The 14934-nt window shown below is 47.7% G+C and carries 13 protein-coding genes; 6 read left to right on the top strand and 7 right to left on the bottom strand.

Annotation, left to right across the window (positions count from 1 at the left end):
• The first annotated feature begins 108 nt into the window (after nucleotides 1-108).
• A complete protein-coding gene (locus P4D80_RS18830) occupies nucleotides 109-1344 on the top strand; it encodes a glycosyltransferase (protein ID WP_421655541.1) in 1236 nt (411 codons plus the stop codon).
• Between the two features lie 380 nt (nucleotides 1345-1724).
• Here the strand turns inward: P4D80_RS18830 and P4D80_RS18825 are convergent, their stop codons facing one another.
• From P4D80_RS18825 to P4D80_RS18810, 4 genes are all read right to left on the bottom strand, one after another.
• Nucleotides 1725-1862 carry a hypothetical protein gene (locus tag P4D80_RS18825; RefSeq protein WP_421655540.1) on the bottom strand — a complete coding sequence of 46 codons (138 nt, stop codon included), beginning with the start codon at nucleotides 1860-1862 and terminating at the stop codon, nucleotides 1725-1727.
• Nucleotides 1863-1967: 105 nt separating this feature from the next.
• Complete coding sequence (locus tag P4D80_RS18820; RefSeq protein WP_421655539.1) at nucleotides 1968-2216, bottom strand: hypothetical protein; 249 nt, start codon at nucleotides 2214-2216, stop codon at nucleotides 1968-1970.
• Nucleotides 2217-2349: 133 nt separating this feature from the next.
• The gene (locus tag P4D80_RS18815; protein WP_421655538.1) at nucleotides 2350-3174 is read right to left on the bottom strand and encodes an SDR family NAD(P)-dependent oxidoreductase; all 825 of its coding nucleotides are present in this window, start codon (nucleotides 3172-3174) and stop codon (nucleotides 2350-2352) included.
• Nucleotides 3175-4167: 993 nt separating this feature from the next.
• A complete protein-coding gene (locus tag P4D80_RS18810; protein WP_421655537.1) occupies nucleotides 4168-4788 on the bottom strand; it encodes a class I SAM-dependent methyltransferase in 621 nt (206 codons plus the stop codon).
• A gap of 151 nt (nucleotides 4789-4939) precedes the next feature.
• On the opposite strand from P4D80_RS18810, the gene P4D80_RS18805 reads away from it, so the two are divergent.
• Nucleotides 4940-5869 (top strand): ATP adenylyltransferase family protein, encoded by a 930-nt coding sequence (locus P4D80_RS18805; protein ID WP_421655536.1) that lies wholly within the window; start codon nucleotides 4940-4942, stop codon nucleotides 5867-5869.
• Between the two features lie 266 nt (nucleotides 5870-6135).
• Here the strand turns inward: P4D80_RS18805 and P4D80_RS18800 are convergent, their stop codons facing one another.
• Nucleotides 6136-6849, bottom strand: a complete 714-nt coding sequence (locus P4D80_RS18800; protein ID WP_421655535.1) for a CADD family putative folate metabolism protein — start codon at nucleotides 6847-6849, stop codon at nucleotides 6136-6138.
• Nucleotides 6850-7981: 1132 nt separating this feature from the next.
• Between P4D80_RS18800 and P4D80_RS18795 the strand changes: the two genes are divergently transcribed.
• The 4 genes from P4D80_RS18795 (at nucleotide 7982) to pstB (ending at nucleotide 11904) form a co-directional block, all read left to right on the top strand.
• Complete coding sequence (locus P4D80_RS18795) at nucleotides 7982-9043, top strand: PstS family phosphate ABC transporter substrate-binding protein (RefSeq protein ID WP_421655534.1); 1062 nt, start codon at nucleotides 7982-7984, stop codon at nucleotides 9041-9043.
• Between the two features lie 121 nt (nucleotides 9044-9164).
• Nucleotides 9165-10103 carry a phosphate ABC transporter permease subunit PstC gene (gene pstC, locus P4D80_RS18790; protein WP_421655533.1) on the top strand — a complete coding sequence of 313 codons (939 nt, stop codon included), beginning with the start codon at nucleotides 9165-9167 and terminating at the stop codon, nucleotides 10101-10103.
• Nucleotides 10100-11032: a phosphate ABC transporter permease PstA gene (pstA, locus tag P4D80_RS18785; RefSeq protein WP_421655532.1), complete on the top strand. Its 933-nt coding sequence runs from the start codon at nucleotides 10100-10102 to the stop codon at nucleotides 11030-11032. The genes pstC and pstA overlap by 4 nt, the downstream gene beginning before the upstream one ends.
• A gap of 92 nt (nucleotides 11033-11124) precedes the next feature.
• Nucleotides 11125-11904 carry a phosphate ABC transporter ATP-binding protein PstB gene (gene pstB / locus P4D80_RS18780; protein ID WP_421655531.1) on the top strand — a complete coding sequence of 260 codons (780 nt, stop codon included), beginning with the start codon at nucleotides 11125-11127 and terminating at the stop codon, nucleotides 11902-11904.
• 802 nt (nucleotides 11905-12706) lie between these two features.
• On the opposite strand, the gene P4D80_RS18775 is transcribed toward pstB, so the two are convergent.
• Both P4D80_RS18775 and ald read right to left on the bottom strand, forming a co-directional pair.
• Nucleotides 12707-13027: a hypothetical protein gene (locus tag P4D80_RS18775; RefSeq protein ID WP_421655530.1), complete on the bottom strand. Its 321-nt coding sequence runs from the start codon at nucleotides 13025-13027 to the stop codon at nucleotides 12707-12709.
• Between the two features lie 133 nt (nucleotides 13028-13160).
• Entirely contained in the window at nucleotides 13161-14249 is a 1089-nt protein-coding gene (gene ald / locus P4D80_RS18770) for an alanine dehydrogenase (RefSeq protein ID WP_421655529.1), read from the bottom strand.
• Nucleotides 14250-14934: the final 685 nt, after the last annotated feature.

The raw sequence follows: 14934 nt of genomic DNA, 5'->3' as shown, positions 1-14934 counted from the left end.
TCAAATTGGTATAAGCAACCTGGCGACAGCTATAAAACAATCTGAGACAATCAGTGAGGCAGAACTCTTGTTGCAGGAGCTTTTATCACAGAAAAAGTTGAGATTGGCATGGCGATCGCGTTGGGTTTAGCGCTCCTCTCTCTTAGCATCTGGCTGGTTTTGCTGCTGGGCTGGGGAGGGTTTTGGTTATGTGACCAGCGCCTGGAGTTGGGAACCGATTGCTCTGAGGATTCCACTTCTCAAGATTCCATGTCCGAATCGCGGTTGCCCTCAGTTTGTGCAGTGGTGCCTGCCCGCAATGAAGCGGATGTATTGCCGGTGAGTTTGCGATCGCTCCTGGTTCAAAACTACCCTGGCAATTTCCAGATTGTCTTGGTGGATGACCACAGCGCCGATGGAACGGCTCAGGTGGCAAAGGAAACGGCTGAAGCATCGGGCAAGGCTCACCTGTTGCACCTCATTTCCGCCGAACCACTACCAGCTGGCTGGTCGGGCAAGCTGTGGGCAATGGATCAGGGAGTTCAAAAAGCTCAAACCTTTTCCCCTGACTACATTCTGTTGACGGATGCGGATATTGAACATGACACCGCCAATCTGAACCGACTGGTTTCCAAGGCGGTAAAGCAGGATCTAGATCTGGTATCCGTCATGGTGCGGCTACGATGCGAAAGCTTCTGGGAAAAGCTGCTGATTCCAGCGTTTGTCTTTTTCTTTATGAAGCTCTACCCCTTTCGTTGGGTCAACAACCCTGCCAGGAAAATGGCGGGTGCGGCAGGAGGCTGCATTTTAATTCGGCAATCAGCGCTGGATCGCATCGGTGGACTGCAAACCATTCGGCGGGCGCTGATTGATGACTGTACGCTGGCCCAAAGGGTGAAAGGAACAGGGAACAGGGAGCAGGAAACAGCAGACACAGAAGCAAGGGATGGAGCAACTGGTCGGATTTGGTTAGGACTCAGCGACCTGACGCAGAGCCTCCGCCCCTATCCCAACCTGAAAACGATCTGGAATATGGTGGCCCGGACAGCCTATACACAATTGAATTACAGTCCTTTACTGTTGCTAGGCACACTGGCAGGAATGGGGTTGGTTTATCTGGTGCCACCAATTGGGTTAGTCGGGGGAATCCTGACAGGACAATGGGCGATCGCTCTTATCTCTCTGACAACCTATCTCCTGATGACGCTGGCCTACTTTCCCACAGTCCGGTTCTATCGATGCCCTCCTGGGTTTGCCCTTTGTCTACCTGCGATCGCCTTCCTCTATACCCTGATGACCCTTGATTCTGCTATCCGCCACTGGCGAGGGAAGGGAGGAGCCTGGAAGGGAAGAGTGTATCCCTAATGCATTTTCAGGAGACCTTTTTTGCTAAGGGTTCTAGCAAGGGAAAATCAAAATAGTCACAGACTCTGGTCTTAACTTCTTGTCCGCTCAGTATCCGTTGTGGTTCTACAATGGCCCGCTTGGCATGAATCCACTTCGGCTCAATCGCATTCAAGCAGAGACTCTTTACAGGTAACTGAGAGAGAATCAATCGCCCCCCTATTTCCCGTTCGCTTGACTTGAGCCTGGTGTTGCCTGACCCATGGCCGCACAGGCTTGGAGAGGTGCCAGCTCACGTTATCCCCAATTAAGGGCTGCACTCGCTGACCCATTTGACTCACTTGCTGAGCGATCCAGGCTAAAAACTCACCAGTGATCTCGCTATGTTCAGTGATGCCCTGCTAGTGAACCACTTCTGCCAACAGGTCTAACGTCCAGGTGGAGCGAACTTTGCCATCCTGCCAAAGATTATAGCGGTAGTCATTATGGTTAGGACGGGGTGCAGGGGTGGAACCCCTGGCTGGAGGCGAAGCCCCCACTCCCTCTCTAATTCCAATGTCCTAACGCACCTGCGTAGAGCTATAGCATGGAGCACCTGCCGCAATTGGGCGCGCTTGTCCTCATCCAAGATGGGTTTGACCGTTTTAGGACAACTCGATCAGGCGTGCAAACAAGCTAACCCCTGCTGCTCGAAGGCACGAATCACCTTGCAAACAGTTTTGGACACTACCACCGACCGTGGTGGCAATGTCTCTGGGCTGGATACGTCTAGCCCTAGCCAGCAAGATTTGGCAGCGCCGCAGAGTAAAAGCATCTTTGCAGCGTAGTCCCTGTTTGAGGGCAGCTTGTTGTTGGGTTTCACTCAAGGGACACACGTATAGAGGGGGAAGCATCAAGATTATGAGCCAGTGGAAAGTGTCTCCTCTAAAGGATCTTTGACTCCTGCTAATTGCATAATCGGTGCGCTGAAGTCACATTAGTAGTCCTTCAAATTAGTAGACGGGTGGATAGGAATTCCTCACAACCCTAGCGGGAAACGACTCTGGCTTCCCTGAAGTTAGGGTAGAAATTTGGCTGTCTTTTGGGTAAGGGAGCAGCCATTACCAATAGTTTTTCCATTAACCAGGGAGCGAGGCGGTTCACCCACACTGCCAGGTGGCTCTGCCATCCCACCAGAATTTCATTGGAGCCTTTTGCCAATCCGGAAACGAGGGCCTGTGCGACCTGCTCAGGTGTCATGGGCATGACCCAGCGAAACCATTGCAAATTTCGCACCATATCCGTATCTGTCAGGGATGGGAGGAGGGTAACCACCTTGACGTTATGAGCGCTTAATTCACCCCGCAGTGCCTGGCTGAAGCCGAGGATGGCAAATTTGGTGGCTGAATAGGTTGCCATAGTTGGAGCTGCCAGCTTGCCCATCAGGCTAGAGACGTTGACAATCACGCCTTCCTGCTGAGCAACCATTCGCCGGGCCAGGAGACGGGTGATTGTATACATGCCAATTAGATTGGTAGAAATTTCTTCCTGTACTTGTGGTAGGCGAGTTTGCAGAAAGGGCGATTGATGGGCTACTCCAGCACAATTCACCAGCACATGAATGGGGCCGTGATCCCGCCAGGCTCTGGCAATAGCAATGCTGACTTCAACCGGTTGGCTTAAATCAATGGCCAGGGTGATGACATCAACCCCTAGGGCGGAGACTTCGGCGGCAACGCTGGCAAGACGCTGGCGATCGCGAGCAACCAACAACAGGCGTTTGACTCCGTGGGTTGCAAATTCCAGGGCGATCGCACGCCCAATGCCGCGGGAAGCTCCTGTAATGAGAGCCGTTTTTCCTTGAATATCCATGAGACAACCTCCAGAGTAGAGAGCTCACGATGCTTCTAGACAACTAAATTGCAATCAGTCGCCAGACTCACTGGTTTCCTATCATTGGGGTTCAAAACCAATCCGAAAATCCATTCATCTCTTTGATCTGTCCTCAGATTGGCACTTCCAACCTGAAGATTGGATTTTCAAATAACCTTTCAAAGGCTGGCTCGATCCTGACTCAGGTGGAAAAGAGACTGCCAGCAACCAATGGAAGCAACGTGAAACAAAGATTGATTCGCAATCAAAAATGGCGTGATTGCAAGGAAAGAAAATGACCGTGCCTCTGGGCTTGCAAAATTTTTAGCAAGGGTGAGAGGCGATTGCGGGATGATGAGCGATTAACTTCAACAATTCAGTGGATCAATCCAGTTCGTAATGAGTGTAACGGTTCAACGCATAGTCACATGAGCAACAGGGAAGATTCAGCTAGCTGAGCAGATGAAGACGTAGAGCGAATCGATTTTACGCATAGACCATGCATCCTCAGAAGGGTTGCAGAAACGTTACTTAACAACCTAAAACAAATGTTAACCTAATTATGATTGAGTGAGACTCTCCAATCGGGTGATTTTGCTCACTCATTTGCCCGCAAATAAGGGCAGAGCCTTGTCCCAGCGCGGGTTCAACAAACTCAAGCAAATTAGGCGATGGGCTGACGAATCGGCTTAAAACCAGCCATTGCACAATACCTCCTGACCAATAAATCCTGAAAATGATCCAACATGCACACCCTAACAACGGGATCAAGAACCTGCAACATTTATTAACTGAAAAATCGGATTGTTACATTTAGCGACATCTCTCTCAGAATTCCGTAGGATTACCAATCGCTTTGAGAAATTGATGAATTCAGGATTTTGAGAATTTTAGCCACTTAAGTTAATGAGAAAGAAAGGAAAAGATGAGAGTGGAGAGGGTAGGGGATAGAAGGAACTGGGGGATAGGGGAAGGGTCAGGCATTCGTCATGGTCATTCTTCGTTTGCCTTAGCGTAAATTGTCAATACTACAGGACCAAGTAAGTAATGATGCCCCTGACAAATCAATCCTGCCTGTCTGCCTAACTGCTCTCGCGCGGTAAAACCATAGAATTTGATGGCACCGGCGGGCATGGGAAGGGTTTGAGTTCCTGCTTGCCAGCGCAGGACAGGATCAACCAGATAGAAATGACCGGCTGGACGCAATACCCGGCTGACTTCAGCAAACACCATCTCTGGATTGGGGTAGTGCAAAAAGCTGAGGGTACTGAAGACCGTATCAAATTCGTTCTCTTGAAAGGGCAATGCTTCTGCGCTGCCCTGCACAAAGTTGAGCCGTGAGGGATGGCAATTCTTAAGCTCGGCCTGGCGTAGCATTTCAGGAGACAGATCCAGCCCCTTCCCAGTGAGATTGGGAAACTGGTCTGCTGAGCGGTTGAGCAGTCGTCCAGTGCCACACCCTAGGTCAAGGACGGAAGCCTGTACGGGAAGGTGAACAAATTCAAGCAGGCGCTGGTGAATCGCTTGATAGACAATGGATGGAAAGAGCCAATCGTAACTGGGTGCCCAGCAATCGAAGATCGATTGCTTGCGGCGGAGGAAATCGTTGCTCATGGTGAGAAGAAGATGGAAAGGCGTTTACAACGTTAACGCAGTATGCGACTACTCTTAAATCTCCGGTTTCTGGCAAGATAATCGGGTAAATCGATCTTTGATCAACGAGAAACTGGATTTAACCGCTCGCGATCGCCCTTAAAAAGAACCCATGCCTGCACAGAATATCCTTTTGCCGCCCGGTACATTATGGAACAAAGTCACCAAGCGAACAAAACACGCGCTTCAATGTGGCGCGTTGCAGTCAATTCCAACCACCTACGAGCTGGTTGAACAGAGTGGAATTTCTTTCCTTGTGCGCATGCTGGTCAACCTGATTCACAAGGAGGAGGCAAAGAAGCGACAGGAAGAAGAGTCTGACGGAGCGGGTAAGAGGGGGAATCCTTTTTTACCTTATGAAGAAGATTTGTTTGTAGCTGACCTTTCCGAGACTCACCTGTGCTTACTGAACAAGTTCAATGCCGTAGACTACCACCTGCTGATAATCACCCGTGCCTATGAGGAGCAGGAAAGGCTGCTCAATGCTCAAGATTTTGTTGCTACCTGGGTGTGTCTGGATGAGATCAATGGCCTAGTCTTTTACAACGGTGGACAAAAAGCAGGTGCCAGCCAGCGCCACAAACACTTGCAGCTCATTCCTCTGCCACTCATACCAAAAGGTCCGGCCATCCCTATTGAACCAGTCCTGGCGTCGGCTCACTTTCAAGGCGCGATTGGAACCGTGCTAGTGTTTCCGTTCAGGCATGCGATCGCCCGTCTCACCTTTCCACCGTCTGCCCCACTACCCTACCGGGTTGAAAAGACTCTGGAGTCCTACCAGTCCCTCCTCAAAGCAGTGGATTTACTGGATGACACAACCCTTTCCATTGGCTGGCAGCAAGGTCCCTATAATTTGCTGATGACCAGAGAGTGGATGCTACTGGTACCGCGATCTCAGGAGCGATTTGAGGCGATCGCCGTCAACTCCCTGGGATTTGCCGGAGCCTTGCTGGTTCGCAATCAGGAACAAATGGCTTTTCTGAAAGAAATCGGTCCCATCACAGTTTTGAAAGGAGTGGCCATACCTAGGCAAGGGTCCTGATGAAAGCAACAGGCAAGAGGATAGATGAGGGGAAAGCTAGATGAGTGGTAGGGCGATTACCTGACATCCATCACTCAACACCATAGCTTTGCCGAATTTGGGTATGAAATAGTTGCAGCAATGCCACGCCACCCATCTACCCATCTATAGCTCTACGCGGGAGCGTTAGGACATTGGAATTAGAGAGGGAGTGGGGGCTTCGCCCCCAGCCAGGGGTTCCACCCCCTGCACTCCGTCCTAACCATAATGACTACCGCTATACCTAACTATCTCGCCATTTCATGTTTCAAATCGCCTTTCAAATCGCCGCAGTAGGCTTCATACACTCCGTCGAGAAACTGCCACAGGGCACCGGCCGCTTTTTCAGCTACCGCCAATACTTCAGTTTGTTTTTCGGGAGTATCAGCATATTGCTCAATTAACTTCAGTTCTGCCTCAGTGTGCCACACGTCTACTTTTTCATGCACGCTGAAGAACTTATAGTCTTCAGCATTGGTCATGCCATAGAACTGCTTCAGTCCGTCGATTTTAACCGCTGCCACTTCAGGAATTTGCGATTCATAGGCATACAGGGCTGCTAAACCTGCGTAGAAGGGAGAGTTGAGGCAAAGGTTGCGGAAAGTTTCAATCAGATTTGTGGTTGTAGGCAGTGGTACTGTTTCAGCCAGTTCCGCTTCCGTTGCCCCCAGAGACATGGCAAACCGTTGCCACAGTGCCGGATGGTTGTTGTCACCCCGCTCTTCCTCAATCAGGTTCTCCAGAATTTCCTGACGCACGGCAACAGAGTTACCCAGGGCAGGCGTGTTGAAATGTACGGCGCTGAGATAGGTCGGAAACGCCAGGACATTCTGAAAATACTGAATGGCGTAATGTTTCAAATGGTCGCGAGTGAGTTTTCCTTCAGTCCAGGCAACATAAAAAGGATGGGTCAGCAAATGCTTTTGCTCAATCGTTGCCTTGAGTTGTTCACGAATAGACATGCGTCCTCCACCAGATGGGTAAGGTAATAATTCTATTCACTATATATTAAGTAGCTAATACCAATGTTTTATGAAGCTGTATATCATCAACCCGGTTGTCGCCGTCCCCCTTACTAAAAGAGACTACAGAGGGTTCTAATCCTATGCATCCTTAATATTGAGGTATAAGCCTTAAAATTATCTTTATAAGAAATTAGCTCTAAAACAACACCAATGAGCATCCTTAAAAAGATCTTGAGCAACAATTTCATACTGATGCCAATGCACTAAGGGGGATGCTAAATCAGTTAGTTCCCAAAAGACATGTGCAAAAGATAGAGGGTAACAAACATAGTTACTCACTATTGCCAATGTGCGCCAGAAGCGATCGAGTTTTATGAATGGACGAATTAGGAGAATCAAATTTTATCCAAGCTGTGATCAGTCGGTTAAATAAACAAAATCAATCTGGAAATGTTTTCGTCTTACTTTATACTTTCACATGAGTTCGTGGTGTGCTTACAAAGCATTTAGATAGATTTGCGCGATTTTCTTAAACTGACATGCAAATGAAGAGTAGATGCGCCAAAGCGCTTGCAAAGGGGGCATGACTTGCCCTAACCAGCCCGAATACCTGGAACTCGTGCTTGCGACCGACCAGTTCGAGCACTCTGACTCGGATAATTTCCATGGCTCGTTTCGCAGATTGTTTGAAATGGACTTTGCTCTAGCGCATCAATTGAACTCGACCATACTTGGGGGGCATCGATATAAATCATCTTGGTTGCCTCCAGCCAGGTACTCGAGTCGTTGGGCTTGAATTTCACACCATACTTGCGGGGGCACCTCGCCTCCATAGGCAAACAGTTCACCGGTAAACCTCAGGAGGTAATGATGAGCGGCTACGCCGCTCATCTAAAACTGAAAAAATCATTAACTGAAAAAACTATTATGATTTGGGCACTACTCCCAAGGTTTAACCCGTCCTTAAGATGAACTTAAAAGAAACTTACTTAAAAGATTGTTTTTGCAGTACAGTATTGACATCGTGATATTTTTTGAAATAATGCAAATGACCGCCATATCGAAATGTGTTCATTTCATGCTGGCTTTGAGTCTGGAACTGTTTATTTCACTGATGTAAAAGAGTTTTATGGTGTTTGTTATGCAACCGAAGCAAAAGCTTCTTTTAGCTTCACTAGCAGTCGTTTCTCTGGTGGTGGCTGCCTGTGCCGGAAATCAAACCTCTAACCAAGGGGGAACAACCGGGACGGCTAACCCTGCTGCAACGACTGCTCCCTCCAATCTCTCAGGCAGCGTACTAATCGACGGTTCTAGTACTGTGTTTCCCATCTCTGAGGCAATGGCTGAGGAGTTTCAGAAGGTAAACCCTAATGTGAAAGTAACCGTAGGTTCATCAGGAACTGGTGGTGGTTTTAAAAAGTTTTGTGCTGGTGAGACCGATATTACGGGTGCATCTCGTCCGATTAAGCCATCTGAAGTGGAACTTTGTAAAAAGAATAACATTGAGTACGTTGAGTTGCCAGTTGCCTTTGATGGTCTTTCTGTGGTGGTCAATCCTAAGAATGAGTTTGTCAAATGCCTGTCGATTGATGAACTGAAGACGGCATGGGAACCTGCGGCTCAGGGCAAAATTAAGACCTGGAATCAGATCAAATCTGATTTTCCAAATAAACCGCTTGCTCTGTATGGTCCCGGAACTGACTCTGGAACTTACGATTACTTTACGAGTGTGATCGTCGGGGAAGAAGGGAAGAGCAGGGGTGACTACACTGCCAGTGAAGATGACAACGTATTGGTGCAAGGGGTTGCGTCTGATGTTAACGCAATGGGTTTCTTTGGCTATGCCTACTATGTGCAAAATAAAGATAAACTAAAGTTGGTTGCCATTGATGGGGGCAAGGGTTGCGTTGATCCCTCTCCAGAGACAATTCAAAATGGTACTTATACCCCCCTATCCCGCCCTGAGTTTGTTTATGTGAATAAGAAATCCCTAGACAGGCCGGAAGTCGAAGCAATGGCTAAGTTTTATGTTGCTCCTGAGAATGCCAAGTTAGTAGAAGAAGTAGGCTATGTGGCTTTGCCAGCTTCGTTTGAGGAAAAAATAGCTGCACGAATTGCAGAACGGAAGACAGGTTCTGTATTCCAGGGTAAAGGATCTACGAAAGATGTAAAACTGGAAGATTTGCTCTAGGTCATAGCTAGCCTATCCCTCGACTATAGATGATGACTAGAACAGTTTTCATCGCTTAGAACTTACATGGGGTCAGGGTATTAAAGCTGGCCCCATTCGATTTGATGCTGGAGTTTTGCTGATGACCCAACCCATGTTTCCAGAAACGTCCGACTCTACCTTGTGGCAGCCTACTCGTGGGCTAAATCGTTTTGTGCAACGTTCCATTGTCATTCTATTTGGTATCTTTGCGCTGGTTTCTGTTGCTACGACGATCGGTATTGTTGTGTCGCTCATTTTTGAAACCATTGAATTCTTTAAAGAAGTTCCCCTGTCGCGCTTTTTAACCGATACTCAGTGGACTCCGCTGTTTGCGGACTCTCAGTATGGAATTTTTGTGCTCATTAGTGCAACTGTTCTGACTTCTGTGATTGCGATCGCGGTTGCGGTGCCACTAGGTTTGTTTTCTGCTATTTGCTTGAGTGAATATGCTTCGCGAAACGTACGAAAGTGGCTGAAGCCAGCAATGGAGCTTTTAGCCGGAATTCCAACGGTCGTTTATGGCTATTTTGCTCTCTTGTTAGTGACTCCATTTCTTAGGAGTTTCGCCCCCTGGATTTCTGGTTTCAATGGACTCAGTGCAGGATTAGTTTTAGGGATTTCGATTACGCCATTAATTGCTGCTTTAAGTGAAGATGCAATTTATGCCGTCCCAGATAGCCTTAGACAGGGGAGTTATGCGCTAGGCGCGACCAAGCGGGAAACAATATTGGGAGTCGTATTACCTGCAGCCTTGTCAGGTGTTGTTGCCTCTATTATTCTGGCAATATCGCGAGCAGTTGGGGAAACAATGATTGTGGCGATCGCGGCGGGACAGAATCCAACTCTAGGATTAAATCCCTTTGTCCCGATTGCTACTATGACTGCATACATTGTGCAAGTGAGTCTTGGTGACACCCCTGCAGGTTCGTTGGCATACAAATCAATTTTTGCTGTGGGTACGACATTGTTTACAATTACGCTGGTGCTTAATGCATTTAGTTTTTGGTTTGTTAGAAGGTTTCAGGAGAAGTACGAATGACTGCATCCAACCAAGCGTTTCAGGACGACTCACTGGAGGCAAAGAAGTCCAACTTTATTCCTGATCTACCCACACGATACAAAATTGATGGAATATTCAAGTTTGTTGCTTGGGCAGCAATTATCTGTGCCTTGACGGTTCTAGTAATTTTGCTAATCGATGTTGCCGTTGATGGGCTATCTAAAATCAATTGGCAATTTCTGACCAGCTATCCGTCTCGGAGACCCTCTGAAGCGGGGATTTTATCTTCAATGGTGGGAACGATTTGGGTGATGGTATTGGTTGCTATCTTTACTTTCCCAGTTGGTGTTGGAGCAGGTATCTTTCTGGAAGAATTTGTTGCTGATAGTTTCTTTGAAAATATTATCGAAGTCAACATTTCCAATCTGGCGGCTGTTCCTTCCATTATTTACGGTTTGTTAGGCTTGCAAGTATTTGTTCGATGGATGTTTCCAATCACAGGTGGACGAACGATTATATCTGGTGCGTTCACTCTCACCTTGCTGGTCTTGCCGATTGTCATTATTGCCACCCGTGAAGCATTGAGAGCGGTTCCAGGCAGTATGCGTCAGGCAGGGTTTGCTTTGGGGGCAACTCGTTGGCAGGTGGTGCGGGATATTATCTTCCCACAAGCGCTTCCGGGAATTTTGACTGGAACGATTTTGGCATTGTCACGGGCGATCGGGGAAACAGCACCTCTGATCACGATTGGAGCACTTACCTACGTTGCCTTCTTACCTCCGCTCTCACTTGAAGGCTTACAGAGTACATTTTCCGTGATGCCCATTCAGATTTTTAACTGGGTTTCTCGTCCCCAGAAAGAATTCCATCTTCTAGCAGCAGGTGCGATTCTTGTGCTGATGGTGTTGTTATTGATGATGAATGGAATCGCGATTTATCTCCGCAATCGGTTTCAGATAAGCCGCTAATTACTTATTCTGTTGCTTCTAACTATTTGCTCTTCCGTCATTCTTCACTCAAGGCTCTCTCGATTATGGCTTTCAACTCTTCCACTACAACGATGACTGAGGCAGTTCTTAGCCTTAAGCATCTCAATGTTTTTTATGGTTCCAGTCTGGCGGTCCGAGATGTAGATATTGATATTCCTCCGAATCAGGTTGTGGCATTTATTGGACCCTCGGGCTGTGGCAAAAGTACAGTGCTACGGTGTTTGAACCGGATGAATGATTTGATTCCATCTGCACGAGTTGAAGGTCAAGTTCTTTATCACAGCAAAAATATTTACGATAAAGACGTTGATCCAGTTGATCTAAGACGGCGAATTGGTATGGTGTTTCAAAAACCCAATCCATTTCCAAAATCCATCTATGACAACATTGCCTTTGGTGCCAAGATAAACGGCTATAAAGGCAATATGGATGAATTGGTCGAAACGTCTCTCAGGAAAGCTGCTCTATGGGATGAGGTAAAAGATCAACTGAAGAAAAGTGGTTTAGCGTTATCCGGTGGGCAACAGCAACGGCTGTGCATTGCGCGGGCGATCGCCCTTCAGCCGGATGTCATTTTAATGGACGAGCCGTGCTCTGCCCTTGATCCCATTTCAACCTTGAAAGTGGAGGACTTGATTCACGAACTGAAAACCCAGTACACCATTGTGATTGTGACCCACAATATGCAGCAGGCTTCGCGCGTATCGGACCATACAGCTTTCTTCAATGCTGAATCGACTGCAAAAGGAGGAAAAGTTGGTTACTTGGTGGAATATGGTGCAACTGAGAGGATATTTAACAACCCCCAAGAGCAATCGACTCAAGCATATGTCTCTGGACAATTCGGTTAGTGCCTAATTTTGGCGATACGGATCACATTTACTTAGATTCATCTAAATTGAAAATAATAATCGCTCCCTGTACGACAATGTGCTGATGTGGGATTGTTTTTACTCCGGAGATGAGGGTCATAAACTCGTGGTTGCAGTTAATTTATTGGTAATTGTATTTTTTATTGGTAATGTATTTCTCTATGCTCCTTTTAGTCGCTGACTGTTAGCAGTCGATGATCTGACCATTTCGTCGCCGACAATCACTTTTCAGTCTTGATTTATGTGGCGTTACCGCTGATTGCAGGAATTTATTTTCGCTACTAGCTTTTTAAGCACAAAGGACGGGAGTGGTTTGAACGACGTTTTCTGAAATACCTGAGTCCGTTTGTAATTTCGGCCCCTACTAATCACGCTGGTTTTGCTGTTTGCGTTCAGAGTTTGCTGTCTGCATCCAAAGGTGAACTAAGCGTTGCTTTTCAGCAACGCTATGAATTTATTATTATTGTGGTTTCTAAGAGAGCTAGAGAAGGCAACTCTACAAAGTAGACCTCAATAAGTAATAATAAGCGGCACTAGCCGTCATCATTTCAAACTGAAAAATCATTATGACTTGCGCACTACCCTCTACAATATCATTGCTGTGTCAGCCGTTATCAAGCCCTTATCATTAGTTCATTGCAATATAGCTTTACGCGAGCGCGTTAGGACATTGGAATTAGAGAGGGAGTGAGGGCTTCGCCCCCAGCCGGGGGTTCCACCCCTGCACTCCGTCCTAACCATAATGACTACTGCTATACGAACGAACACATTTCATCAGCGCTCACTTCCTCAGTGTCCACCCGACGTGGTCATTGTGAACCAGCAAGGCTCTCGAACTGAAGAAGCGAATGATGCGGACGACCGTGTTGTATGCTAGCCCATTAATGCGGCTGATGCCTTGAAAACCGGTGCCTTCGCTGTGGGCTTGCAATACTTGGTCAATCTGCTGAGGTCTGGTGTGACGATAGTAGGAGAAGGGTATCGAAACTTTCAGCAAACCTTTGCTGAAAGTGGGGGCAGAAATAGCGTTGACGACCGTTGGGCATTGTGCAATGTTTATGCGTTTTGGCGTGACCACAAGGCTGACATTCCATTGCTTCACTCCAGGCAGAAGGATGCTTCTACCTTACCCATCCCACACTAGCTTGACGCACTACCCAACAAACCTTTTCAGCCAATGTAAGCAGGATCTTGGTAGTGAAGTAAAGATTATATTCTGCTTCTAAAGAGGAATGTTAATTCACCAAATCGGGGAAGACTTCCTGTACAGCGGGATGGATTAGATGGTGGTTTTGAACGTTTAATCCTTTTGCCAGCACCAAGTCTTTATCAAGGGCAGCCCAGCCGTAATCAGCCAGTTTCAAAACGTAGGGCAGTGTGCTGTTGTTCAACGCCTGCGTAGCTGTCCAGGGAACAGCTCCAGGCATATTGGGTACGCCGTAATGAATGATACCTTCTTCAACATAGGTGGGATGGGAGTGAGTCGTGGGTCTGACGGTTTCGATACAGCCCCCCTGGTCCACAGCTACATCCACAATGACAGAGCCGGGACGCATTCTCTTTAGCAATTCGCGCCTGACCAGGATCGGGGGGCGGCGTCCGGGAACCAGTACCGCACCTATCAGCAGGTCTGCCTTGGGAACAACCGCCTCAATATGGCTGGTGCTGCTATAGAGCAATTCAACTCTGGAGCCAAACAGGGTTTCCAGGTAGGAGAGGCGATCGACACTGATATCTAAGATTTGTACCCGGGCACCCATACCAACGGCAATCCGGGCAGCTTCTGTGCCCACCACACCTCCCCCTAAGATCACCACATCGCCAGGGCTAACGCCGGGAACTCCACCCAGCAAAACACCCCGCCCACCCTGTTGCCGCTCCAGGTAACGGGCCCCAAACTGCACGGCCAATCGTCCGGCAATGATGCTCATGGGAGCGAGGAGCGGAAAGCGTTTGTCGGGAAGTTCGACGGTTTCATAGGCGATCGCCGTCGCGCCACTGTGCAACAAATGTTCAGTCAGGGTGCGATCAGCAGCCAGGTGCAGATACGTAAACAGCATCTGCCCTTTACGGAGGTAAGGATATTCACTGACCTGGGGTTCTTTCACCTTGATGACCAAATCTCGATCCCAGGCATCTTTAGCCAGGGAAACAATCTTGGCACCGGCCTGGATGTAGTCTTCATCGGTGAACCCAGCGCCTATCCCGGCACCCGTTTCTACAAAGACAGTATGCCCATGCTCGGTTAAACTTCTGACGCTACCAGGACTGAGCCCCACCCGGTATTCCTGATCTTTCGTTTCCTTTGGAACACCAATCTCCATGGCGACCTCGCTCTAGTGGTTTGTCAAATTTGGATTTGACAGGTAGCTTAAGCAGAACGGGGTGATTGGGGTTCAAAATTGAGGGTTTCGACCCGTCAAAATTTTCCTGCTGAAATAGCAGAAGAGAACCGTTTATCGCCCCTTCTGCTTCTAGCTTAATCTGGAGAAATCAAAATCGGTGTAACGGTCCTTCTCTATGTGGGTAGATTCCCATTTTTTTACAGAATCTTCTTCCAGGGAGTTGACTTTCTTCCAGCCATAATCATCGGTAATTCTGGGTTGGATAGACTCCAGTTGATTCAGCATTTCGCAGAGTGCTGTGGCCAGACACTGGCATTCACCGGATCATTCGTTAACTGGGCACACTGGAGATAAGTCAACAAAGTAATAGAACTGTTCAAAGTTAATTGTTCGAGAGTCATCATGAGCTTATTTCTGCTGTAGAACACACACTTTAGAGCAGGTGGCTGTCCTGGGAGCTTGGTGATAAACTTTGCTTATCATTAAAACAAAAGCGATATTTCAGGGACTTTGTTTGAGATGAAAGAGTAGCATAAGCTACTCTTTCACCGGCAAGCCGGAAGAACCGAGTAGGTATTCAGGTATTCAGCGTTAGGTGGACAGATGATAGGGGTAAAAATACGGTTTGTTTGGGTTTTCGCCTATTATCTTTCCTAACTTTTGG

The sequence above is a fragment of the Leptothermofonsia sp. ETS-13 genome (assembly GCF_049200465.1).
Taxonomy (GTDB): domain Bacteria; phylum Cyanobacteriota; class Cyanobacteriia; order Leptolyngbyales; family Leptolyngbyaceae; genus Leptothermofonsia.
The sequence above is the reverse complement of the archived record's forward strand: the minus strand, read 5'-3'. Positions and strand labels throughout refer to the sequence as shown.